20 protein-coding genes and 1 riboswitch are annotated in these 23,435 nt (G+C 66.8%); of the genes, 8 read left to right on the top strand and 12 right to left on the bottom strand.

Translation table 11 applies throughout. The features are described from left to right. The first annotated feature begins 177 nt into the window (after positions 1 to 177). Positions 178 to 699, top strand: a complete 522-nt coding sequence (locus A5760_RS14565; protein ID WP_064881876.1) for a DoxX family protein — start codon at positions 178 to 180, stop codon at positions 697 to 699. A 132-nt stretch (positions 700 to 831) separates the two neighbouring features. Beyond that, positions 832 to 1,386 (top strand): hypothetical protein, encoded by a 555-nt coding sequence (locus tag A5760_RS14560; RefSeq protein ID WP_064881875.1) that lies wholly within the window; start codon positions 832 to 834, stop codon positions 1,384 to 1,386. A gap of 454 nt (positions 1,387 to 1,840) precedes the next feature. Here the strand turns inward: A5760_RS14560 and A5760_RS14555 are convergent, their stop codons facing one another. From A5760_RS14555 to A5760_RS14545, 3 genes are all read right to left on the bottom strand, one after another. After that, a complete protein-coding gene (locus tag A5760_RS14555; protein ID WP_064881874.1) occupies positions 1,841 to 3,205 on the bottom strand; it encodes an HNH endonuclease signature motif containing protein in 1,365 nt (454 codons plus the stop codon). 101 nt (positions 3,206 to 3,306) lie between these two features. Beyond that, positions 3,307 to 4,671 (bottom strand): flavin monoamine oxidase family protein, encoded by a 1,365-nt coding sequence (locus A5760_RS14550; protein WP_064882002.1) that lies wholly within the window; start codon positions 4,669 to 4,671, stop codon positions 3,307 to 3,309. A 175-nt stretch (positions 4,672 to 4,846) separates the two neighbouring features. Next, on the bottom strand, positions 4,847 to 5,059 hold the full coding sequence (locus A5760_RS14545) for a hypothetical protein (RefSeq protein WP_064881873.1): 213 nt from the start codon (positions 5,057 to 5,059) through the stop codon (positions 4,847 to 4,849). Positions 5,060 to 5,179: 120 nt separating this feature from the next. Here A5760_RS14545 and A5760_RS14540 point away from each other — a divergent pair, with 120 nt between their 5' ends. After that, positions 5,180 to 6,931: a DUF3556 domain-containing protein gene (locus tag A5760_RS14540; protein WP_064881871.1), complete on the top strand. Its 1,752-nt coding sequence runs from the start codon at positions 5,180 to 5,182 to the stop codon at positions 6,929 to 6,931. A 97-nt stretch (positions 6,932 to 7,028) separates the two neighbouring features. Here the strand turns inward: A5760_RS14540 and metE are convergent, their stop codons facing one another. From metE to A5760_RS14495, 9 genes are all read right to left on the bottom strand, one after another. Further along, entirely contained in the window at positions 7,029 to 9,308 is a 2,280-nt protein-coding gene (metE, locus tag A5760_RS14535; RefSeq protein WP_064881869.1) for a 5-methyltetrahydropteroyltriglutamate--homocysteine S-methyltransferase, read from the bottom strand. A 136-nt stretch (positions 9,309 to 9,444) separates the two neighbouring features. Continuing rightward, a riboswitch (cobalamin riboswitch) is annotated at positions 9,445 to 9,647 on the bottom strand. 51 nt (positions 9,648 to 9,698) lie between these two features. After that, the gene (locus tag A5760_RS14530; RefSeq protein WP_064881867.1) at positions 9,699 to 10,340 is read right to left on the bottom strand and encodes an SDR family oxidoreductase; all 642 of its coding nucleotides are present in this window, start codon (positions 10,338 to 10,340) and stop codon (positions 9,699 to 9,701) included. Positions 10,341 to 10,436: 96 nt separating this feature from the next. Beyond that, positions 10,437 to 11,279 carry an SDR family oxidoreductase gene (locus A5760_RS14525; protein WP_064881866.1) on the bottom strand — a complete coding sequence of 281 codons (843 nt, stop codon included), beginning with the start codon at positions 11,277 to 11,279 and terminating at the stop codon, positions 10,437 to 10,439. Between the two features lie 96 nt (positions 11,280 to 11,375). Beyond that, a complete protein-coding gene (locus A5760_RS14520) occupies positions 11,376 to 12,653 on the bottom strand; it encodes a TetR/AcrR family transcriptional regulator (RefSeq protein ID WP_064881865.1) in 1,278 nt (425 codons plus the stop codon). A 139-nt stretch (positions 12,654 to 12,792) separates the two neighbouring features. After that, positions 12,793 to 13,440, bottom strand: coding sequence for a nitroreductase family protein (locus A5760_RS14515; RefSeq protein WP_064881864.1), 648 nt, complete (start codon positions 13,438 to 13,440; stop codon positions 12,793 to 12,795). Further along, positions 13,440 to 14,561, bottom strand: coding sequence for an acyl-CoA dehydrogenase family protein (locus tag A5760_RS14510; protein WP_064881863.1), 1,122 nt, complete (start codon positions 14,559 to 14,561; stop codon positions 13,440 to 13,442). The genes A5760_RS14515 and A5760_RS14510 overlap by 1 nt, the downstream gene beginning before the upstream one ends. Continuing rightward, on the bottom strand, positions 14,558 to 15,706 hold the full coding sequence (locus A5760_RS14505) for an acyl-CoA dehydrogenase family protein (protein WP_064881862.1): 1,149 nt from the start codon (positions 15,704 to 15,706) through the stop codon (positions 14,558 to 14,560). Before A5760_RS14505 ends, A5760_RS14510 begins: the two co-directional genes overlap by 4 nt. A gap of 44 nt (positions 15,707 to 15,750) precedes the next feature. Beyond that, complete coding sequence (locus A5760_RS14500) at positions 15,751 to 16,320, bottom strand: nuclear transport factor 2 family protein (protein WP_064881857.1); 570 nt, start codon at positions 16,318 to 16,320, stop codon at positions 15,751 to 15,753. Beyond that, positions 16,310 to 17,296, bottom strand: coding sequence for an SDR family NAD(P)-dependent oxidoreductase (locus A5760_RS14495; protein ID WP_064882000.1), 987 nt, complete (start codon positions 17,294 to 17,296; stop codon positions 16,310 to 16,312). The genes A5760_RS14500 and A5760_RS14495 overlap by 11 nt, the downstream gene beginning before the upstream one ends. A 124-nt stretch (positions 17,297 to 17,420) precedes the next feature. Here A5760_RS14495 and A5760_RS14490 point away from each other — a divergent pair, with 124 nt between their 5' ends. From A5760_RS14490 to A5760_RS14470, 5 genes are all read left to right on the top strand, one after another. Further along, complete coding sequence (locus A5760_RS14490) at positions 17,421 to 19,112, top strand: nitric oxide reductase activation protein NorD (RefSeq protein WP_419538248.1); 1,692 nt, start codon at positions 17,421 to 17,423, stop codon at positions 19,110 to 19,112. Between the two features lie 98 nt (positions 19,113 to 19,210). Beyond that, a complete protein-coding gene (locus A5760_RS14485; protein ID WP_064881855.1) occupies positions 19,211 to 20,077 on the top strand; it encodes a CbbQ/NirQ/NorQ/GpvN family protein in 867 nt (288 codons plus the stop codon). Positions 20,078 to 20,162: 85 nt separating this feature from the next. Then, positions 20,163 to 21,281, top strand: a complete 1,119-nt coding sequence (locus tag A5760_RS14480; protein WP_064881854.1) for an ABC transporter substrate-binding protein — start codon at positions 20,163 to 20,165, stop codon at positions 21,279 to 21,281. Continuing rightward, the gene (locus tag A5760_RS14475) at positions 21,281 to 22,423 is read left to right on the top strand and encodes a spirocyclase AveC family protein (RefSeq protein ID WP_064881853.1); all 1,143 of its coding nucleotides are present in this window, start codon (positions 21,281 to 21,283) and stop codon (positions 22,421 to 22,423) included. The genes A5760_RS14480 and A5760_RS14475 overlap by 1 nt, the downstream gene beginning before the upstream one ends. Further along, positions 22,416 to 23,432 carry an SDR family oxidoreductase gene (locus A5760_RS14470; RefSeq protein WP_064881852.1) on the top strand — a complete coding sequence of 339 codons (1,017 nt, stop codon included), beginning with the start codon at positions 22,416 to 22,418 and terminating at the stop codon, positions 23,430 to 23,432. Before A5760_RS14475 ends, A5760_RS14470 begins: the two co-directional genes overlap by 8 nt. Positions 23,433 to 23,435 lie beyond the last annotated feature (3 nt).

Here is a 23,435-nt window from a genome sequence, read left to right as displayed (position 1 = left end):
GGTGGGCGCCGCTGCCTGGTGCGGTGCCAGCCGTGGTGCACCCCCTTAATGGTGTGGCTACTGATCGGGCCGACGTCGGAACGCCCGCTATGTTCCCACACGGACCAGCGGATTAAGTGACGTAGCTGCTCGGCGGCTCTTGTGGTGTCACCCGGCCCATGATCTAGGTTTACAGTTATGACTTCATATGACACGTTCCATGACGTCGGAGTACTGATCCTGCGGCTGGTGTTGGGCGTGACGCTGGCCGCGCATGGCTACAACAAGTTCTTCGGCGGCGGCCGCATCCCGGGCACCGCGCGCTGGTTCGAGAGCATCGGCATGAAGCCCGGCAAGTTCCACGCCACCGTGGCCGCGACCACCGAAATGGCCGCCGGTTTGGGCCTGGCCGCTGGATTTCTGACCCCGATCCCGGCGGCGGGCTTCGTCTCGCTGATGATCGTCGCGGCCTGGACCGTGCACCGCGCCAACGGCTTCTTCATCGTCAAGGAGGGCTGGGAGTACAACCTGGTGCTGGCGCTCAGCGCGGTGGGCGTGGCCACGCTCGGCGCGGGCAAATACAGCCTGGACTACCTGGTGTTCGGGAAGAACTGGTTCGACGGCTGGCAGGGCCTGGTGATCTCGGCGGGGTTGGGCCTGGCCGGCGCCATCGGCCAGCTGGCGATCTTCTACCGCCCACCGGCCAAGCAAGCCGGCTGATCAGGGGGCATCGCCGCTGCCGTCGATACCCGTGGCGATGCGCTGCAGCTCAGGGCGTCTTGGTAGAGCGGCGGTGCGCGGCTTGGGGTTAAACTCACCGCCGTAGCTCATTGTGGAGCAAAGGAGACGACGATGGTCCGCCTGCGTTCCCGTCTGGCCCGGGCCGGCGTGGTTACCGCCGCCTTGACCGGTCTGACCGCCGCTGGGTTGGCCACGACGGCCGCGGCCGACCCCGCCAATAATCCGGTAGACGTGCAAACGCTGATGAGCCACCTCTCGGGCGGCTACACCCCCGCAGATTGCCACCCCGCCGGCGCGCACTCCGCCGTGGCGGTGGCCGCAGTCAACTGCGACAACTACAGTCACGATCCCGGCGGCCCCTGGAACGCGGATTACCTGCTGTACGCCAACACCGACGATCTGAACGGCGACTTCCAGCGGGGCCTCGCGGAGGCCCCGCAGACTCCGGCGCAACCTTTCCCGGATGGCACGACGGGGCCCACCGAGTGGAATCGCGGCGGGCACTACGGGTCGGTGGTGTTCCTCGGCACCGGCCGAGATGACGGCGTCTATCTAGTCTGGACAGACATCCCCGCGCGGACGCTGGTAGTCGCTGAGCAGGGCATCGCCCCGGAGAGCACCCAAGCCGCCCTGTACGACTGGTGGCAGGCCGAGGGCGTTCGCTGATTCGAGTTCGCGGGATTGTGGAGGTGGTCGAAATGTCGGGGAGGAAAGAGCTGCTCGGGGTGCGCCACCGCGCCATAAAGCCGCGCTGCGGCTCTATACATTCAGCAGCGAGAAATTAGGATCGGGTGCCATGGCGAATCGAACGGGCAGAGCCGTAGCGTGCGCTGGTGCCGCCGTGCTTGCACTGGCGCTCGGCGGTGTCGGCGGTGCAGGTATTCCGCGTACCAACGCCGCCCCTGCGCCGATTGCGGCCCCGACGCCCGCATCGCCGGACGGCGTTTGCTGCAACGACGCCGTCCAACCTCAAGCAAGCGGCTCGGACTGCATAATCGGCCTGAACTGTGGCCAAATTCGGCCTCGTCCTCGCCGGACGGCGCCGGCGCCGCTCCCTCCGCCTCCGCCGCAGCAATAACCGCGGTGGGCCCTGCCCGCGCTCCGTTCGACCCTGCGAGCTTTACGCCGCGTCGTCGCCATCCTCGGCCAGCAATTTTTCGGGATGATGAAACGTGTTCACCCGGGGCTGGCCGCGGTCGAGGTGTGGCGGCGGGATCCATTCGGTGTCGCCGTTGACGCGTTTTCGGGTGGTCCAGCCCTTCTCCGCCAGTGGGTGATGACCGCCGCACGCGAAGGCCAGTTCGTCGATGTCGGTGCTGGGTCGCGTGGCATAACTGGTTACGTGGTGGACTTCGCAGTAGTAGCCAGACACGTCGCAACCCGGATGCGAACACCCACGGTCCTTGGCGTACAGGACAATTCGCTGTCCGGGCGAGGCCAGCCGCTTGGTGTGATACAGCGCAAGCGATCTGCCCTTGTCGAAGATCGTCAGGTAATGATGAGCGTGGCGGGCCAGCCGGATCACGTCCGACATCGGTAGCAGGGTGCCGCCCCCGGTGAGGCCCTTGCCGGTGGTGCGTTCGAGGTCGTCGAGTGTGGTGGTGACGATGATCGATGCCGGTAACCCGTTGTGCTGGCCTAGTTTTCCGCTAGCCAGCACCGCGCGCAGCGCGGCATTGAGGCCGTCGTGGTTGCGTTGGGCGGCGCGGCGGGTGTCGCGCTGAATCGCCTCTTCAGCAGGCGCGCCGTCCACGACCGGTGCGTCGTCATCAGGGTTGCACATCCCGGGTGCGGCGAGCTTGGCCAGCACTGCCTCCCAGCTGGCTCTGGCCTCGGGTGTCAGCCATCCGCTCAGGTGCGACATGCCATCGGCCTGCTGGTTGCCGAGCACCAGCCCGCGCACCCGCGCCCGGTCGGCATCGGTGTAGCTGCCGTCGGGGTTGAGGCAGTCCATCAGGCGGCGGGCCAGCTTGGCGAGCTGATCGGGCCGAAATTCGGTGGCCCTGGCGACCAGCTGCTGCTCGGCGTGCTCACAGGTCTCGAGGTCGACGGACTCGGGCAATTGGTGAAAAAACCGCCGGATCACCGCCACGTGGTCGGCGCCGATAGTCCCGTCGTGCTGAGCCGCCGCGGTGGCGGGCAGCACCGGAGCCAACGGCTCGCCGGTAAGCGCACGGCGCGGGCCCAGATCGGCGGCCTCGGCGATGCGCCGTCCGGCCTCGGCCCGGGTGATGTGTAGCCGGTCGGCCAAGGCCCATGGCAACTTTCCGCCCAATTCGGTCGGATCCGCTTGCTCACCAAGCTGATTGATGAGTTGGTGGCTTGGCGTCTGGAGCTTGCGCGTTACGCATTCGAGCTTCTCCAAGATTGCCAAGCGTTCGGCGTTGCTCAGCGCCGCATAGGAATGCTCCTGAAAACGAGCAGCCGCAGAGCACAACGCGTCAGCGTCGGCCTGAATCTGCTCGCGGTCGCCTATCGAACCCATGTTCGAATGCTAAGCCAGGCCACCGACAAAACGCGTTCAACTAAAACCACTGAAACAAAAGTGGCACAAGTGATTTGGCCGCGCTGCCGCGCGGATCTGGGCTACGCGACAGCGGCGGTCTCGGCCTCGGCCACCTCGGCCGCGGCGCGCTCGCCGGAGCGCATCGCGCCGTCGATCCACCCGCACATCACGGCCGAGCTCTCGGTGCCGGCCCAATGGATCCGGCCACAGGGTTCGCGCAAGGTGTAGCCGAATTCGGTCAGCACGCCGGTGGGGGCGTGGCCGATCATTCCGCCACCGGAATAGCGGTCCACAGTCCAGTTCTGTTCGTGGACCTCCAGCGGCGCTTTGGCCTTACTGCCGAACCGGTCGACGAGTTCGCCGATGATCAGCGTTTTGCGCTCGGCTTCGTCGAGCTGTGTCAGCCGGCGCGCCGCGGGCCCTTCGGTGATAACGCACATGATTCCCGGGTCCCCGGTGTCCGTGCAGGCGTCGATGGTCAGGGTGGCCGGGGACCCCGGCGCGGCGGACTGGCCGGAGAGTCCGTCGGCCCGCCAGAACGGCTCGTCGTAAATGAGCGAGGTCTTGATGACCGCGCCGCTCGGCATGCGCTGGTGCAGAAACGCCCGGTCCACCGGGAGCATTGGCTCGTACTGGATCGAGGTGGCGATCGCCAGCGGGATCGCGACAATGACGCGGCGCGCCCGCACCGTCAGATCGGCCGCGGTAATCGTCACTCCGTCGGCATCCTGGGTGATCTGCCGGACCGGCTGCGAAAGGTGCAGCGCGTCGCCCAGTTCGGCCACCATCGGGCGGTGCAGGGCGCCCATCCCACCAACCGGGCGGGCATCTTGGGAGCCACCCTTGCCCGAAATCGCGAAGGTGAGTCCACCCGCGGAGGCCGTTTGCAGTAGCCCCCACAGCAAGGACGTCTCCGACGCTGCCGAGGTGTAGAGGCCGGCGAAGGCCATGTCCAGCATCTCGGCGGCCTCCTTGGACATGGAATTCTTTTCGATCCATTGCCCGATGCTGATGCGGTCCCACTCCTGAGCCTTCTTCGCCTCCCACGGGGCCTCGCGGGGAATCGCTTTGCACATCTTCTCGATGGCGGCCAAACCAAGGCCGAGGTTGGCGACCGCCCACGGGCTGACGGTCCACGGGATGGCGCCGCCGTAGCGGTGCTTTTTGCCGCCGACGATCATCATGGCGTCGCCGTCGTTGTGCTGCTTGTACTCCGGCACGCCGAATTCGTTCATGAGCGCATAGATTCGGTCCTGGCCCGGACCGATCCACGCGCCGCCGCGGTCGATCCATGTCCCGTCGGCTCGGGTTTCGGTGAAGGTGCGGCCACCGACCCGATCACGGGCCTCCAGCAAGGCCACCGAATGGCCCCCCTGTTTGAGCCGCAACGCGGCCGTCAAACCCGCGAATCCCGCTCCGACCACGCAATAATCGACCTCAGACACGGTTGGCTCCTCAACCTCGTCCACCCCAGCAGCAAACTACACTGCTCGGCTGCCGGCGGTGGTCGGTTAACGCAGATTTCCGCCGGAGTTCGAACGCGGCTGTAGCCGGCGTTCGAGCAGAGCGCCGCGGGATGAGTGAGATGAGTTGGCGCACAGACCAATCGGTCGGCAACCGCTACGAAGGCCCGCCGTATTGCCACACCAGCGCATGGGGTCCGGTGGTCGTCGGGTTGCACCACATCGGTCTGTCATTGACGTCCCGGGTGGTCGAGTGCAACACCGTGCACTCGTCGCCGGGCATCGGCGGATCGGCACGGCCTTCGGCGGCCGACGTGATCGCGAAGACGGCGGTAACCGTTGCCCATGCCAGCGACCAAGGCCTGCTCATGATGGAACCCCCTAAGCGCACGCCGACCCGCTCAACGGTATCGGCGCGAAAGGCGCAGGCAAAGGTTTCTTGCCAAGGTTGCAGTACGCAGCCCTAGAACAGGTTCTAGTCTGTGAAACCATGGGATTTCTGAAGCCCGAGCTGCCGCAGCTCGACATGGCCGAATGGAACAAGGGCAGCCGCAGCGAAAAGATCCGGCCGATGGCCAAGCACTGGGCCGAGGTGGGCTTCGGCACGCCGGTCGTGCTGCATCTGTTCTATGTCGTCAAAATCCTGCTCTACATCCTCGGTGCGTGGCTGTTCGCGTCAGCCACGAACGGCCTCGGCGGCTTCACGCGCGTCGCGTCGTGGTGGTCGGAGCCGATCGTGTTCGAGAAGGTCGTGCTCTACACGATGCTCTTCGAGGTGATCGGGCTGGGTTGCGGCTTCGGCCCTTTGAACAACCGGTTCTTCCCGCCGATGGGCTCGATTCTGTACTGGATGCGCTTCGGCACCATCCGGCTGCCACCGTGGCCGGATCGGGTCCCGCTCACCAAGGGCACCAAGCGCAAGCCGGTCGACGTCGCGCTGTACGGGCTCTTCCTTCTGGTGACGCTGGCGGCGCTGTTCGCCGACGGCACCGGGCCGATACCCGAGCTGGGCACCAGGATCGGGTTGTTGCCGGCATGGAAGATCGTGCTGATCCTGCTGCTGTTGGCGGTGGTCGGCCTGCGCGACAAAGTGATCTTCCTGGCCGCCCGCGGCGAGGTGTACGCAACCATGGCGGTGACGTTCCTGTTCGCCGCGCCCGACATGATCGTCGGGTCCAAGGTGGTGTTCCTGGTGATCTGGGTGGGCGCCGCGACATCCAAGCTCAACAAACACTTTCCTTTCGTCATCTCAACGATGATGTCCAATAACCCGTTGGTGCGGCCCCGCTGGTTGAAACGGCGCTTCTTCGAAAGCTTTCCGGATGATCTGCGGCCGGGACGGCTGTCGCGGTGGCTGGCGCACCTGAGCACCGCCATCGAGATGTTGGTGCCGTTGCCGCTGTTCTTCTGCCACGGTGGCTGGCCCGTCACGATCGCCGCCATCGCGATGGTCTGTTTCCACCTCGGGATCCTGGTCTCGATCCCGATGGGCGTGCCGCTGGAGTGGAACGTCTTCATGATCTTCGGGGTGTTGTCGTTGTTCGTCGCGCACACCCACATCGGGCTGCGCGACCTGCGACACCCCGTGGTGGTGGCGGTCCTGTTCGTCGTCATCGCAGGAATCGTTGTGTTGGGCAACATGTTTCCGCGCAAGATCTCGTTCCTGCCCGGAATGCGTTACTACGCAGGCAACTGGGACACCACGCTGTGGTGCATCAAGCCCTCGGCCAGCGACAAGATCGGCAGGGGCATCGTGGCGATCGCCAGCATGCCGCAGGCCCAGCTGGAGCGCTTCTACGGCAGCCCCGAGGCGGCGCAGATCCCGATCTACATGGGATATGCGTTCCGCGGATTCAACACTCACGGTCGCGCGCTGTTCACGCTGGCGCACCGCGCCATGGCGGGGCAGAACGAGGACGACTACGTCATCACCGACGGCGAGCGGATCTGCAGCACCGCCATCGGCTGGAACTTCGGCGACGGCCACATGCACAACGAGCAACTGATCGCCGCCATGCAGGAGCGCTGCCACTTCGAACCGGGTGAGGTCCGCGTGGTTCTGCTTGACGCGCAACCGATCCACAAGCAGACGCAGGCATACCGGTTGGTCGACGCGGCGACGGGTGAGTTCGAGCGCGGCATCGTCCGGGTCGCCGACATGGTGGTCCGCCAGCCGTGGGCCGACGACGTTCCGGTGGAACTGGTTTCGGACGAGGCACCGTCGACCGCCACGCCAGAGTAAGGGCGAAGGCCGAGCGCCATACTGGCGTGTCCCCCGCAAGCGAGTGGGGGTACTTCCCGCTCGCGGGGGAGTGCCCCAGCTCGGCCTCGGCTAAGGGCTAGACGCCGGCCCGGACCTCCTGCGCGGCGGCAACCATGTTCTTCAGCGACGCGTTCACCTCGTCGGTGTTGCGGGTCTTCAACCCGCAGTCGGGGTTGACCCAAAGCCGCTCCGCCGGCACGGCCCGCAGCGCCGCGCGCAGCGACTCGGCCATCTCGTTCGTGCTCGGTACCCGCGGCGAGTGGATGTCGTAGACGCCCGGACCCACGCTGTTGGAGAAGCCGATCGAGTTCAGGTCGTCCAGCACCTCCATGTGTGAGCGTGCCGCCTCGAGGGACGTCACGTCGGCGTCCAGGTCGGCGATGGCGCCGATCACCTCACCGAATTCCGAGTAGCACAGGTGGGTGTGGATCTGGGTGGAGTCCGCGACGCCGGAGGTGGCCAAGCGGAAAGACCCTACGGCCCAACGCAAGTAGTCTTCCTGGTGGGCGCGACGCAGCGGCAGCAGCTCCCGCAGCGCGGGCTCGTCGACCTGGATCACCGCGATGCCCGCGGCCTGCAAGTCCACGGTCTCGTCACGGATGGCCAGCGCCACCTGGTTGGCGGTGTCGGCCAGCGGCTGGTCGTCGCGGACGAACGACCACGCCAGGATCGTCACCGGACCGGTCAGCATGCCCTTGACCGGTTTGTCGGTCAGCGACTGCGCATACCTGGCCCACTCCACCGTCATCGGGTGCCGGCGGATCACGTCGCCGAAGAGCACCGGCGGGCGCACGCAGCGGCTGCCGTAGGACTGCACCCAGCCGTTCTTGGTGGCGAAGAAGCCGTCCAGCTGCTCGGCGAAGTACTGCACCATGTCGTTGCGCTCCGGCTCGCCGTGCACCAGCACGTCGATCCCGAGGCTCTCCTGCAGCTTGATGACGTCCGCGATCTCCTGCTTCATCCGCCTCTGGTACTCGGCCTCGTCGATCTCGCCGGCGGCCAGCGCGGCGCGCGCCTTGCGGATCTCGACGGTCTGGGGGAACGACCCGATGGTGGTGGTCGGCAGCGGCGGCAGGTGCAGCCGCGCCTCCTGGCTGCTGCGGCGCTGGGCGGCGTCGCCCCGGTGCGTACCCGACGCGACGATCGAATCGATGCGGGCCCGGATGCGGTCGTTGTGCAGGCGCGGGTCGCTCTTGCGGGACGCGACCGCGGCGTTGGACGCGGCGATCTCGTCGGCGACCGCGTCGCGGCCCTCGTTGAGTGCCCGGGCCAGCGTCACCACCTCGGCGACCTTCTCCTGTCCGAATGCCAGCCAGCTGCGCAGCGCGTCGTCCAGGCCGGTCTCGGGCTCCAGCGAGTACGGCACGTGCAGCGTCGAGCAGGACGTCGAGACCACCACGTGGGCCGCCGAGCCCCGCAGGGTGGCCAGCTTGCCCAGCGCCGACTCCAGGTCGGTGCGCCAGATGTTGCGCCCGTCCACCACACCGGCGACCAGGGTCTTGCCGGCTAAGCCGGGCGCCCCAAAAACAGAAGCCACCGCCGTGTCGGCCCCGTAGACCAGGTCGACACCGATCGCCTCCACGGGCGTGCGGGCCAGCCCGGCCAGGGAGGCGCCGGGGTCACCGAAGTAGGTGGCGACGTAGATGGCCGGCCGGTTGCTCACCGAACCCAGCTTGTTGTAGACCGCCTCGGCCAAAGCCGGGGCGTCGGGGGAGATGTCGGTGACGAGCGCGGGCTCGTCGAGCTGGACCCACTGCGCGCCGTTGTCGGCGAGCAGCGACAACAGCTCCGAGTAGATCGGGATCAGCTCCTGGAGCCGCTCGATAGGCGCGCCACCACCATCGACGCCCTTGCTCAGCAGCAGGAACGTGATCGGGCCGATGACCACCGGACGGGCCGGAATCCCTTGTCCGAGCGCCTCTTTCAACTCCGAGAGCACCTTGTCCGGGTTCAGCGAAAACGTTGTATCGGGCCCGATCTCGGGGACGATGTAGTGGTAGTTGGTGTCGAACCACTTGGTCATCTCCAGCGGCGCGACGTCCTTGTTGCCGCGCGCCGCGGCGAAGTAGCGATCGAGATCGTCGGCGACCTGCGCGGCCCGGGCCGGCAGCGCGCCCAGCATGACCGCGGTGTCGAGCACCTGGTCGTAGTAGGAGAAGGTGTTCACCGGCACCGAGTCCAGGCCGGCGTCGGCCAGGCCCTTCCAGGTGTCGCGGCGCAGCGTGGCGGCGACCTTTTCCAGATCGGCTCGGCTGGTGCGTCCGGCCCAGTAGCCCTCGGTGGCGCGCTTGAGTTCGCGCTTGGGACCGATGCGTGGCGAGCCGACAACCGTTGCGGTGAATGCTTGAGGGGTCACGATATTCGTCCTTCAATCGGCGTGGTGGTCACCGCCGGCGGACGTGCAGCTGATCCGTTAGCGGTGCGTACCCGAGTACTAACCGCAACGGCTGCAGCCTGACGCCCATTCCTCGAGGCGATGAGCCGCCGGACGCGGCGCGCCCGGCACAGCCGGCAGGTCTCCGGACTCGCAGGCGCGCACCGGGTGGTGCTCCTAGTGGCCGTCGCTTCCCAGTCGTAGTGACCAGTGCTTGCCAAAAACTCTGACGGCGGTCGTTCCTGCATACCGTTGCGGGACAGTCCCGGATTCTCACCGGGTTCCCTCTCACGAAGCGTTACTAACGTTGCCTCGCTCGATGCCCGCGCCGCGGTTGCGGCGCAAGCAGACCAGCTGCGAGAAGCAGTTTAGTCAGTTCGCCAACGCTTGGGCGATCGGGATGTCGCCGTTGTTGAATTCGATGGTCCGCCGGATGGTCGAATCGTCGGTTAGCGCGGCGGTCGCTACGAGCGCGACGTCGGCGCGAGAGACCTCTCCCTTTCCCTTCGCAAGGACGATCTTGCCGGTCGGCGGTTCCAGCGTGAGCCGGCCGGGGCCCAGCACCGTCCAGTCCAGGTCGCTGTCCCGCAGGCGGGTATCGGCGGCGGCCTTGGCCTCGGCATAGGCGAAGAACGGATCATCCTGCGGCACACCGTGATCCGGGCCCGCACCGAAGTAGGACACCATCACGAACCGCTTGACGCCGGCCTGTGCGGCGGCGTCGATCACCCGGATCGCCGCGTCGCGGTCGACGGCATAGGTCCGGGCCGGATTGCCACCACCCGCCCCGGCCGAGAAGACGACCGCGTCGTGCCCGGTCACCAGGTCGGCCAGCGCGTCGGTGTCGAGCCGCTCGATGTCGGCCACCACCGGCTTGGCACCGGTGGCAGCGACGTCGTCGGACTGATCGGGATTGCGGAAGACCGAGCTCACCTGGTCGCCGCGCTGGGTCAGGATCTGGGCGAGCTGCAGGGCGACCTTGCCGTGTCCGCCGAAGACGATGACTCGTGCCATGTCTCCGACGGTAGCGCGGCTGATCCCGACGGGAGCGGGGCTACACCCGATGGTGGCGACCCGCTTCGCCCGGCTACGCCGCGCTCGCGATCGCCACTACAGCTTTACCTTGCCCATGATGATGTCGATGATCGGCTTGCCGGGCGCGTAGGCGCCCGTCATCGAGGCCATGGTGTGGCCGGAGTCCACCAGCAGCGTGATCCCGCTGACGCCGCAGGCCGCCTCGCTGTTGAGGAACGTCATCACATCGCCCATCTGCTCGGGCGTGTGCACCTTCGAGCCGGTCTCGTCGCGGTAGTCCTGGGCGAAGGACAGCCACAGGTCCGCGTTGGCCTGGGCCAGCGGGGTGTCCGTCGGGCCCGGGCAGATCGCGTTGATCCGAATGCCCTTCTTCGCCAGCGGATAGCCCTGGGTCGCCACGTAGGTGTTGATCACCTTCTTGCTGGTGCCGTAGTGGTTGATGCCCTCGGCCTCGTGCGCCTGGCACCACGCCTCGGCCGCCGCGAAGTCCGGCGTGGCCAGGAATTCCAGCATCAGGTCCAGGTCGTTCTCCCAGCCCATGCCGGCCACGGAAGAGATGAAGCAGATCGCCGCGCCGTTCGGCAGCTTGTTCTTCTCCAGCAGCCGGTCGATGAGGTGGCGGTGGCCGATGAAGTTGATCTTCATCAGGTCGATCGTGCCGTCGGCAACGCCGGCGGCGGAGAACACCGCGTGGATGGGGCCGTCGACCTGCTCGAGGGCGGAATCGATGGACGCGGGGTCGCGCAGGTCCACCTGGACGGACTGGGCGACCTTGTAGTCCACCGGTGCGTAGTCCATCACGATGACTTCGGCACCCAGCTCGGCCGCTGACTTGGCCGCCGCGGCGCCCATGCCAGTCGCGCCACCAACAACGAGAGCGCGCTTGCCGTCGTAGCGCAACCGATCGACAATGGTCATGGAAATCCCCTTCTCGGATAATGCCAACGCGGTTCTAACTGCTCAACTGTATGGGTAACAGTTATTTGGTTCAATACCGGGGCGGTTAATTGAGGTTTACTTGCCGCGGACGGCGACGCCGCGCAGGACTGTGTCGCGAACATGCAGTAAAGCAGGGCGTTTGCCGATCTCGGCGAGGATGTTCTCCGGGATCCACTGCAGGCCGATGAGGCAGCGCGCCAGCATCGCGGTCGACGGGGCGTCCATCGCGATCTCGCCCGAGCGGAGCCCTTCGGACAGCAGCGATTTCATCTGCCGAAGGCGTGTTGTGTAGGACCAGCCCGGATTCGCGGTCGGCGGCGACAGCCGCATCCAGGCCAGCTGAATCCTGAACTCATCGGAGAACTGATCCAACGCATTGACGTTGACCCAGCTCAGCGCGTCCAGCTTCTCGGTGGGTGTGGCATCGGAACGCAGCACGCTGACCCAGCCGGCCTCCACCTTCTTGCCAAACGAGCGCATGATCGAGTCCAGGAGTTCGTCCTTCGACCCGATCACCCGGTATACGGTGCCGGTGCCCAGACCGGCAGCCGAGGCGATGTCCCTGATGGTGGTGACCTCGTACCCCCTGCGGCCGAATTCCGTCCGCGCCACCGCGCGCACCAGCGCCGCCTTGTCGCTCGGGTCCGCGTCGCTGTCGTCGGACCACGTCGCGATGACGTCCTTTGCGGCGGCAAAGGCATTGGACCGGTCCAGCGCCGCGTCCGTGGGAGGGCGAGTTGCCAAGCCCTGCAGTATGATTCGGCACAACAGTTCGGCAACCTGGTTGGCCGACGAACTGTGGCGCATGACGTCGAGGCCGACCTGCAGCATGGTTTGGCAGATTCGATCGGCCAACGTCGGCAGATCGATGTCGGGCTTGATGTAGCCGCTCCACCGGCCTGCCCGCAGCGTCTGCAGCATGGCCTCCTGGATCGCCACCGGCCGCTGCTGCGTCAGCTTGGTCAACTCCGGGTCCGTACCCGGCCCCTCGTAGAACGACATCTGCAACGCCGCGCGGTGTTCGACGGCGCAGGTGGCGATCGCCGACCCGAGCTCGATGATCTGGTCGGCGACCGGACGGGCGTCGGGTCCGTCCAGCCTCTGCTGCGCGGACCGCCCGATGCGCTCCAGATCCTCCTGGTACCGCAGTATCAGCTCGACGAGGATGGCTTCTTTGGACTCGAAATGGTGATACAGGCTGCCGGGAAGAATGCCTGCGGCATCGGCGATCTCCTGCAGCGAAGTCCGCAGCCCCGAAGACGCGATCAATGACGCGGCGGTGGCCAGGATCTCGGCGCGACGGGTCGGAGAATCAGCAGTGCCGCTGGCTCGCAGTGACTCGGCCTTCGCCATGGTTAGCGGTGTGCAAATCCGGACGACTGCGGGCTGGCGAACATTCGCATTCGTCCTCTCTTGCCGAACCAAATCTTTGTTAGAGGCTATCAGACTGTGCGGCGATGAATGCGCTGCACAGAGCGGTGAAAGCCCCATTCTAGAGCGGCGGACCGTCCCAGTGGTCGCACGCAACCACTTCCTCGAGCGGCCGCCGGGGCGCCGGCGAGAACGTGCGGCCCGCCCGCAGCCGCCCCACCGGCAACAGGCAGCCCTGAACGTAGGTTGACGGGATCCCGAGCAGGTTCCGGAATTCCTCTTCGTGATGCAGATGCAGGGTGGTGATGCACGTCCCGTATCCCCGGGTGTGGAGCGCCAGCTGGAAATTCCACACCGGCGGGAAGATCGAGCCGTACAACGTGGCCAGGTGAAACGATTCGTCGCCCTCGATGCGAGGCAAATAGGGCTCATAGCAAGGGATTACCAGCAGCGGCACCCTAGCCATGTTCTCGACCAGCCACTCCGTCGACGACATGACCCGGCTCTCGGGAGTTCCCTCGGGCATCAGGCCGGCGATCAGCCGTCCACCGACGCGCAGCAGGTAGGCCTGGCGATACAGCTCGGCGATCTTGGTGCGCAGCGCCGGATCCGAGATCACCAGCCAGCGCCATGCCTGGGCATTCGACCCGTTCGCGGCCTGCAGGGCGATCCGCAGGCAGTCGCGGATGTCGCCGGCGTCCACCGGCGCGTCGAGGTCTAGCGATTTGCGGGCCGAAGGCGTCGCGGTGAGCAGGTACTCGATGTCCATCACTGACGGCCTCTCTTGTCAAGGCGCGCACCGAGTTCGGTGAGGTATTCGTCGGGGCCGCCGCGCAACGCGCTCCAGCTCAGTAGGCGCTTGAGGTAGAGGTGAGCATCGTGCTCCCAGGTGTAGCCGATCCCACCGAACACCTGGATGGCGGTGTCGGCCACGGTGGCCAGTCGTCCGGCGAACGCCTTCGCGCGCATCGCGGCAAGATGGCGCTCTTCGCCGGATCGACCGTCGCCTCCCGGGAACGCATCGCTGGCCCATAGCGCGTGGATCACACCGCTGCGGGCCAGCTCGACCGTCTCGAACATGTCCACACACAGGTGTTGGATGGCCTGGAAGGAGCCGATCGGCTGGCCGAATTGTGTTCTGCTTTTCGCATATTCGACGGCGAGGCCCATGATGGCGCGCGCGGCGCCGAGCGCATCTGCCGCGCTGGCGATCAGCATGTCGTCGATCACCGCCGCCAGGTCGTCCGCTGGCGCCGCGGCCAGTCGCTGCGCGGGTACGGCGTCGAACGTGACGCGGAACTGCTTGCGGGTCTGGTCGATGCCGTGCTCGGGCGCGACCGACAACCCGGACGAGCCGGCGCGCACCGCGAAAAGCGCGCTGCCGTGGTCGTCTTCGGCGACCACGAGCAGGACATCGGCGGCCGCGGCGTCGGGCACCGCGGCGATCTCGCCGCGCAACACGATCGCCTCATCGCGTCGGCTCGCGGCGATCGAGGCGTTCGCCGAATCCGGGAAGCAGACGGTGGCCACTGTGGTGCCGTCGGCGATGCCGCGCAACAACTTCGGTGCGATGTCGTTGTCGCCGAGCCGGGTCAGCGCCCGCGCGGCGGCCACCGCGGTCGACAACCACGGCCCCGGATGCAGCGCGGCGCCCAGCTCTTCGGCGACGATGCCGGCCTCGACCATCGTCATCCCGGCGCCGCCGTACTCCTCCGGCACCAGCAGGCCGGTGGTCCCGAGGTCGGCGAGACCGCGCCAGACCGCCTCGTTCGTTCCGGCGGGATCGTCGAGCAGCGCCCGCACATGCTGCGAAATCGGCGCCTTCTCGGCGAGGAAGCGCCGTGTGGTGTCGCGCAGCGCCACCTGTTCGTCGGTGAGTTCGAGGTTCATTTGCGCGGCAGTCCCAGCACTCGTTGCGCGGTGATGTTCTTGTTGATCTGCGTGGTGCCGCCCGCGATGGTCAGCGACCGCGACGTCAGGCGGTAGTTCGCCCACGGCGCGCCGGCCCCCCGGGTGCCGAGAGCGTCGAAGGCCAGTGCGGCCAGGTCCTGGCCGATCTCGCCCCACACGGTCTTGGCGAGGCTGGCCGACCCCAACGCGTCGCCGCCATGCAGCGTCGCCGAGATCGACCGCTGACACAGGACCTCGAGATACTTGATGCGGACCGCGATTTCGCCGAGACGCCGCAGCGTCACCGGATCGTCCAGCGCGCCGGTGCCGGCCGCGGCGAGATCGTCGACCAGCTCTTCGAGCCGCACCTGCATCTCCGCGTACAGCCTGGCGGCCCCGGCGCGCTCGTGGCTGAGCGTGGTGGTGGCCACCTGCCAGCCCCCGTTGAGCGGACCGAGCAACGCGTCCGCCGGCACCCGCACGTCATGGAAGAAGACCTCGGCGAAGTCGGCGTCACCGTTGAGCGTGACCAGCGGGCGGACCTCGATGCCCGGCAGCGTCATGTCGACGATCAGGCAGGAGATCCCGTTGTGCTTGGGCGCCTCGGGATCGGTGCGCACGTAGAGCTGACACCAGTCGGCCCGGTGCCCCAGTGAGGTCCAGATCTTCTGGCCGTTGACGACGAAGTCGTCGCCGTCTCGCACGGCGCGGGTGCGCAGCGCCGCGAGATCGGACCCCGCCTCGGGCTCCGACATTCCCTGGCACCAGATGTCGTCGGCGCGCATCATGTGGGGGAGCAGCGTGAGCTTCTGCGACTCGGTGCCGTACTGCATGATGGCCGGGGCGATGTTGTTGAGCCCAATCACGTTGAGCGGCATCGGAGCTCGAGCTCGCGTGGTCTCTTCGGTGTAGACCAACTGCTCGAGCACCGTTGCGCCGCGCCCACCGTATTCGGGCGGCCAGGATACGGCGGCCCATCCCGCGTCGGCCATCGTCGCGTTCCACGCGCGCAACATCTCGAACGCGACGTCGTCGCGGCCGGTGGGCCGGCGCGCCGCCACCAGCTCGTCGGTCAGGTTCTGCGAGAGCCAGTCACGCAGCTCGCTGCGGAACTGCTCCACTTCCGCCGGGTATGAAAAGTCCACGTTCCTCTGTCTTCAGCGTCGTAAAACCCTGACCTAGCCGGACTCTACGGTTGGGCGGATATCTGGTCAACGATGTTGGCGGGCATGCGCGATGCCGTGAGCGGTCGATCGTATGAGGCGTCCGTCCTGTCGTGGCGGGGCGTTCGGCTGCCGGGCACCATGGCGATGGCTTCGTCGGTGAGCAGCGATTGCGATTCGTTCATGAACTCCACCAGGCAGACGCGATCGACGATGGCCCAACCTCCGTCGCGCCGCTCCAGGCGATCCACGTAACGACCCCCGGAGACCGTCATGTGGTTCGCCGGCTCACGGTCGGTGCCGACGAACAGGTAGTAGGTCTCCGCGTGGGCCTGGTCGCCGTCGATGTCGGCGGTGTGGTTCAGCAGATAGTGCTGGTATCGCGTCTGGCTGCCGTGATACGCGAGCGCCCAGTCGATGAAATCGTCCACCTCGCCGACGAATCCGACGTGGTCGTCGACGGCGCCGTCGTGGTAGGCAGACCGCAGCAATGCCCGATCCTGCCGGTCGATTCCGCGCGCGTAGCGCTGCATGCAGTCGTAGATCTCCGCACGGTCGGTGAGATGCCTGACCTGGTCGCGCAATTCACCGTCCACGTTCAGCTCCCTCGGGTTCGGGGAATGCGACCTCAACATTGCCCGGCATCGGGCTGACGCCGCGTCGCTCACACACTTCCAGCACCTCATCGACGATCGACGCCGGCACGATGAACTTCTCCGTCGAGGACATCTGCTCGAGATGCGCCTCGATGTCCTCCGCCGTGGGCCGGCTCTCGGCGTCGGCGAGCCAGCCTTCGGTGAGGCCGACGAAAACGCGCGCATAGCGGCCGGCGGACGCGGAATAGTTGCGGTGAGTGAACGTGCAGGCGGTGCTGGCCAGAAACGTCACCAGCGGCACGACGAGCTCGGGCCGGATGGCTTGCATGAAGCCCGATTCGGCGAGGAACTTCTCGTCGCCGACCGTCTCGGTGACCATCCGCGAGAACCCGGTGGGCATAACGGAATTGGCGAGTATCCCGTGCGCTTCGCCTTCGATGGCGATGACGTTCGTCAACCCGACCAGCCCGGCCTTGGCCGCCGCGTAGTGGGCCTCCATCGGCTGGCCGAAGATCCCGGCGGAGGACGAGATGAACACGAATCGTCCGCCGTCGTTGTTCTTCATCACGCGATACGCGGGCTGGGACAGGTGAAAGCCGCCGTCGAGATGCACGCGCAGCATCCGCGTCCAGTCGTCGTGCGAGAGGTCTTCGAAGGGCACGCTGCCTAAGATGCCGGCGTTGCTGACGACGGCGTCGAGGCGCCCGAACGCGTCCACGGCCGCATCGATGATTGCCTGGCCGCCGGCCGGGTTGTCCACGGAATCGTATGAGGCGATCGCCCGGCCGCCGGCCTGCTTGATCTCGTCGACCACCTCGTCGGCGACACCTTTGTCGGAACCGTCCCCGCGCATCGAGCCACCGAGATCGTTGACAACCACGGCGGCGCCGCGGTGGGCCAGATCCAGCGCGTACAGCCGACCGAGTCCCCGACCGGCACCGGTCACCACCGCCACCTGGCCGGTGAAGTCAATCATCGTGTGCTCCTGATTCATTGACTGCTGTGCAGCCGGACTTTACGGTGGAACAGATATTTGGTCAACAATCTGGAGGTTGAGCGTGGGGGACGGCGACGGTGCCGACCGACTGCAGACCCTGGGCATGCTCGCCTCCGCGCTCGCGGGCCGGGCCGTCGCGGTCGCCGGGCTGCCACCGGGTGAACCGGCATGGACCGACGGCCAGACGATTCACGTCGATGCCGCCGGGGCGCCCCGCGCGCAACTGAAAGCCGTAGCCGTGCAGGCGTCGATGATCGCCGCCGGCAGCCTGGAGCCCGATGTGGTGGGCGCATTGGTTCGCCGTCGCAAGTTGGCCAAGCGTTACCTCTCGGTCGAAGGCCACCGCGCGCTGGTCGCCAACGCCCCTTTGCTACCAAGTGTTTTGGCGTCGCTGGGTGACCGCGACATCGCGGGGCGTAGCGATTCACCCAACGCGTCGCTCGACATTGCCGCCGCAAGGGTGGCGCTGGAAGACCCTGCGCCGGAGTTCGGCGTGATCCGCGCGGCAAAAGTGATGTCCGCGTGCGCCCGGGCGGTCAAACAAGACGAAGAGGCGAAGGCCGGCCATGTGCCGCGGCGTAATGGCACAACGGAACTCGAGGAGCTCGACGACGGTGAGGTCGACGACTCCGATGACCCCGACCTGTTCACCAGCCCGGTAGGCGGGGGCGGATTCATCGGCAAGTGGTTGAAGAAGATGCTCTCGTCGGCGCGCAAGACCGGAAGTGGGGGCGGGCCGCCGGGCGCGGACAACCCGACCCATCGCACCAATTCGGGCAAGCGCGGCGCGTACGCCGTCACGTCGCTGGCCTCGACCTCTAACGGCGACGACGGGGACGCCGATCACGAGGGCCAAACCACCGCGGACGGCGTGCGATATCCGGAATGGGACGTCGCGCGCAAGAGCTACCGGCCGGCGTGGTGCACGGTGCGCGAGGTCGAGCCGCAGATCAAGGCCACCCCTTTGGGGGCGACCTGGCCACTCGACGACGCCATCGGCGTGCGGCGGGCGCTGTCGCGGCTCGGCATGGGCCTGCACCGTCGGCACCGGCAGTCGCAGGGCGACGACATCGACATCGACGCGGCCGTTGAGGCTCGGGTCGAGGTGCGGGCGGGATCGGTGCCCGACGAGGCCGTGTACCTCGACAGCCTGCGGCGCCGTCGCGAGCTGTCGGTGCTGCTGCTGCTCGACGTGTCGGGCTCGTCGGGCGAACCCGGAACGGTCGGGCGCACGGTGCACGAACAACAGCGTGCGGCGGTCGCCAACCTGACCGTGGCCCTGCACGATCTCGGTGACCGCGTCGCGCTGTACGCGTATTACTCGCAGGGCCGTCGCGCGGTGAGCATGGTGCCGGTGAAGCGGTTCGACGACCACCTGAACGCCCAGGTGATCCGGCGGCTCAACAGCCTGGAACCCGGCGCGTATTCACGCCTGGGCGCGGCGATCCGGCACGGTTCGGCGACCCTGGAGGCGCGCGGCGGTACGTCACGGCGGCTGTTGGTGGTGCTCTCCGATGGACTGGCCTACGACCATGGATACGAGCGGGCATACGGTGCCGCGGACGCGCGCCGTGCGCTGACCGAGGCCCGCCGCCGGGGGACCGGCTGCGTATGCCTGACGATCGGCGCGGGAACCGATGCGTCGTCGCTGCGCCGGGTGTTCGGCAGCACCGCGCACGCCGCCATCGCGCGCCCCGATCAGCTCGCCGGTGTGATCGGACCGCTGTTCCGGTCCGCCCTGCGTTCGGCGGAGGTTCGTCGCAGGATATCGGTGATGCCAAGTCCCAGAACATAGTTGGCGCCCGAGAAGGTCAACACCGCCCGTCCGGGCACTTGAAAACAAACATCTGTTCCGGTTAGGCTCCAATCGCCGGAAGTAGCAGAAGGGAAGCTATGGCCAACGAGTCCGGGCTTGCATACTTCAACGGCGGTCCGTCCGAGGCGGACGGAAAGGAAGAAGTGCGGCCCTACTACCAAGCGGTCGGCGGCGAAGAGGCCGTTTTCAAGGCGGCCTACCGCCAGGGCCTGGCGCTGGTCCTGAAGGGCCCGACCGGTTGCGGAAAAACCCGATTCGTCGAGGCGATGGCCCACGAGCTGGGCCGTCCCCTGATCACCGTCGCCTGCCATGACGACCTCACCACGGCGGACCTGGTCGGACGTTACCTGCTGCGCGGCGACGAGACGGTGTGGGTGGACGGCCCGCTGACCCGGGCGGTGCGCGAAGGCTCGATCTGCTACCTCGACGAGGTGGTGGAAGCCAGGCAGGACACCACCGTGGTGCTGCATCCGCTGGCCGACCACCGGCGACAGCTGCCCATCGAGCGACTCGGCGTCACGCTGGACGCGGCGCCGGGATTCGGCCTGGTGGTGTCCTACAACCCCGGCTATCAGAGCGTGCTGAAGGATCTCAAGGATTCGACACGGCAGCGCATGGTGGCCATCGAATTCGATTTCCCCACAGCCGATATCGAAGAGGGCATCGTCGCGCACGAGGCGGGTGTCGACGGCGCCACCGCGGCCGAGCTGGTCCGGTTCGGTCAGGCCATCCGCCGGCTCGAAACGGGCGGGCTGCGCGAGGTTGCGTCGACGCGGGTGCTGATCGCCGCGGGCAGGCTGGTCGCCGAGGGCCTGAGCATGCAGGAGGCGGCCCGGGCCGCCATCGCGGGCCCGCTGACCGACGACGTCGCGGTGGGCAAGGCGCTGGGCGAAATGATCCAGATCTACCTCGGTCCGGACGGGTCCGGCGGGCCCGATGATTGACGCTGCATACCGCCCCCGCTAGGGTCTGAACAAATATTAGGTTTTTTCGGATCGGCGCGCGCGATTCAGTCACCTGGGAGGTCGGATGTCCTACGAGAGCAGCGCAGAGCCGATCAAGGTCGGCTATTTGATGGACTTCACCCTCCCGCCGGGGTTCCCCGAAGACCTGTTCGCCGCATTCACCCAGACTTTCGACCTCATCTTCGAAGAGGCCGTCGCCCAGGGCCTGATGGACCGTCCCGTGCAGATGATCTATCGCGAGGTGGAGGGGCTGCCCAAGGGTTCGGTCAAGGCGGTGATCGATGCGTATGGCGAACTGGTCGACGAGGGCTGCCTGGTGGTCTTCGGTCCGAACATCACCGATAACTGCGTGCCGTTGCGAGAAGCGATCGAGGAACGGTTCAAGGTACCCGCGATCAGCGTGACCGGCACCGACGACTGGCTCGGCGAGTGGACATTCTCCTTCCCCCAGGGGTCGATGACCGATGAACCGATCTTCCTGGCCGACCTCATCGCCAAACGCGGGCTGGCCGAAATCGGTGTCCTGGTCGAACAGAGCCTCATCGGTGAGAGCTACCTGAAGAACCTGCGAAGCGCCTGCCGGCGCAAGGGCATTCGGATCGTCGCGGAAGTCGCCATCGCGCAGACGGCCCAGGACATCAACGCAGCGGTGCAGACGCTGCACGAGGCCAAGGCCGAGGCGATCGTGCACCTGGGCTTCGGCTTCGGAATCGTCTTCATCAACCCGGCGCTCGAGTCCCTCGGCTGGGACCCGCCCCGCTTCACCACGACGGCGTGGCAGAACGCCTGGGTCAACCCGATCATGTGGAACGCGTTCATGGGCTGGACCGGTGTCGACCAGTACGACGAGGCGAACCGGATCGGCCAGGACTTCCTCGACAGCTACGCGAAGAAGTACAACGGCAGTCGCCCCGAGTTCTGCGTGACCGTGGTCAACCGCGACGTCGCCGCCACGCTCGTGCGCGCGTTCACCGACGCACATCCGTTGAGCCCCCGGGGCGTCAAAGAGGCTTTGGAGCGAGTCAAGATGATGCCCGCCGCGTCTGGCGCGCCCGGTACCCGCGTGTCGTTCGGCAAATGGACACGCCGGGCCTGGATGGGTGCCGGATACCTGGTGGCGCGCACCCTCGACGCCGATGGCATCAACTCGCACCTGGTGGATCGCTTCGGAGAGGAAGACTGATGTCCACGGAACAAACCACGCCGCCTGCCGAGCGGGAGGAACCGGCAGCCCAAAAGCGAAAAGCCAAGCGCGGCTGGGGTGGTTGGATCGCCGGAGCGGCGCTGGCCGCCTTCGCGCTGTTCTTCATCGCGAATTGCCGTGTGGCGCTTGACCCTCGCGTCGCGAACCCGAACGTGCAGGGCCGGCCGCGCCCGGTGAAGTTCACGTTCGGTCTGGACTACATCGGGTTCCTGGACTGGGCCACCGTCGGGGCGCTGATCCTGCTGTTGATCGTCTTCATCAGGGGCTGGCGCCGCAATCCCGGTAGCCCGGTGATGTTGATGTTCCTGTGCACCACGCTGATCGTGTGGCAGGACCCGATCATGAACTGGTCACCGTTCGCGGTCTACAACCCCGATCTCGTTCACTGGCCGGAATCCTGGCCACTGGTGTCGTTGTCGCCGACGGTCGAACCGTTCGTGGTCTTCGGTTACGTGATGTTCTACTTCGGCCCCTACTTCCCGGCGGTCTGGCTGCTGCGCAGACTGCAGGCAAAGTACGGGCCCACCAGCTATGTGTCGCGGCATCCCCTGGTCAGCCTGGGTTTGATCACGCTGGTGATCGGGTTCATTTTCGATGCCTTCCTGGAGAACATCCTCATCCACTGGGGCATGTACATCTACTCGCAGGTGATCCCGTGGGGATCGGTGTTCACCGGCACCACCTTTCAGTTCCCGCTGATCTGGGAGTCGTTCTCGGTGTGCTTCGTGATGGTGCCCGCGGCTATCCTCTGCTACCGCGACGACACCGGTAAGTCCGTGGCGGAAAAGCTTGCCGCAAAAGCGAAGTTGTTCCCGACGCGCCCGGTGCTGGGCACGTTCCTGGTGATGTTCGTCATCATCAACGTGTCGTACTTCGCCTACGGCGGCTGGTTCTGGGTCATCAAGGTCAGCCACGCCGCCACCTCGGTGGCCTGCCCGTGGCCGTATCCGGAAGCCAAAGTGTATGACCCGCAAGGGTATTACGAGAAGGCGGGCGCCCAGGGCCCCTACTCGGTCGGCATCTGGTCGACATGGGCGAGCGGGGAGCCCAACGGGCGACCCCACGTCATTCCCCCGCCGCCCGGTGAGGGCGCGTGTGCGACGGCGGGCCAGCATGGCTGAGCCGCGCACGGTCGTCATCACCGGCGCGTCCCGCGGACTGGGCTTCGCCTCGGCGGTGCGGATGTACCGGGAGGGGTGGCGCGTGGTCGCGGCCATGCGCACTCCCGACCAGGCAATGCCGCGGCTGCGCGAGGCTATTCAGAGTCAGGGGCTGCCGCCCCCTGACGACGAACGGTTGATCGGCGTCCAGCTCGACCTGACCGACAGCGCGTCGATCGCCGCGGCGGCCAAGACAATCGAAGAAGCCGTGGGCGCCCCGTACGCACTGGTGCACAACGCGGGTATCTCCGCCGCAGGAATGGTGGAGGAGACCGACATGGCGTTGTGGCAGCGCATGCTCGCCACCAGCGTCCTGGGCCCCGTCACACTCACCCAGGCCCTGCTGCCGTCGATGCGGGCGGCGGGCCAGGGGCGAATCGTCCTGGTGTCCAGCGCGGCCGGGGTACGGGGCCAGCCCGCCACCGCGCCGTACTCCGCGGCCAAGGGAGCGCTGGAGCGGTGGGGGGAATCGATGGCGTGCGAGATCGCGCCGTTCGGTCTCGGTGTCACCGTTCTGGTGGCCGGCACGTATGACACCGACATCATCACCGACGCGGGCACCACCGATGACCGAAACTTCAGCGGCCCGTATGCCCGGCTGCACAACACCATGAACAGCCGCGGGCGCTTCGCGATGAAAATGGCGCGGCCACCGGAGCGGTTCACCGACGGCCTGCTCAAGGCGATCGACGATCGCGGAGCGTTCCGCCGCCGGGGCATCGGGCCGGACGCCTCGATGCTGTTGGTAGCCAACAGGATCCTGCCGGCATCGGGCATGCACCACGTGTCGCGGATCGTGCTGGGAATACCCAAACAGGGGTCGATGCGCGATGGGGCCTGGCCGCTGACGACCAGTCAAAAGGCGATGGTGTTCGTCGCACGTGTTCTTCCACAGCCGGTACTGCAGCGCTTGGCCGCAATGGCGGGGCGGTTCTCGTCGCAAAAAAATGCGGCACCGCAAGGGGATTGAAGG

This window comes from Mycobacterium colombiense (assembly GCF_001665835.1).
GTDB classification, from domain to species: Bacteria; Actinomycetota; Actinomycetes; order Mycobacteriales; family Mycobacteriaceae; genus Mycobacterium; species Mycobacterium colombiense_A.
The sequence above is the reverse complement of the archived record's forward strand: the minus strand, read 5'-3'. Positions and strand labels throughout refer to the sequence as shown.